Source organism: Psychrobacter sp. 78a-MNA-CIBAN-0178 (genome assembly GCF_040309625.1).
Taxonomy (GTDB): Bacteria; Pseudomonadota; Gammaproteobacteria; order Pseudomonadales; family Moraxellaceae; genus Psychrobacter; species Psychrobacter okhotskensis.
Genome location: NZ_JBEOOZ010000211.1, coordinates 1 through 237, shown reverse-complemented (window position 1 = coordinate 237; position 237 = coordinate 1). Strand labels below are relative to the sequence as shown.

Below are 237 nucleotides of genomic sequence, written 5' to 3'. Positions count from 1 at the left end.
GTCCAGCGGAACGGCATCCGCGACTGCTCGGGGACCCGGTTGAGGACGGACTTGGCCCGGACCTCGTAGAAGCGCGTGTCCAGTGCCTCGGGCGCGTCGAAGCGCCGGACGGGCGCCGGGTCGCGGTAGCCCGGCAGCGGCAGGGCCTCGCCGGGCGGCGGTAGCGGCGCGTTCGCGTCGTCCGTCTGTGGGGTGTCGATCCGGAGGTTCTCCCAGCGCACGAACACATGTTCGCAC

The 237-nt window shown here is 72.6% G+C and carries 1 protein-coding gene; it reads right to left on the bottom strand.

The window, feature by feature from the left end:
* On the bottom strand, nucleotides 1–237 hold a 237-nt coding region (locus AAEY80_RS14870; protein WP_350588643.1), incomplete at both ends, for a hypothetical protein.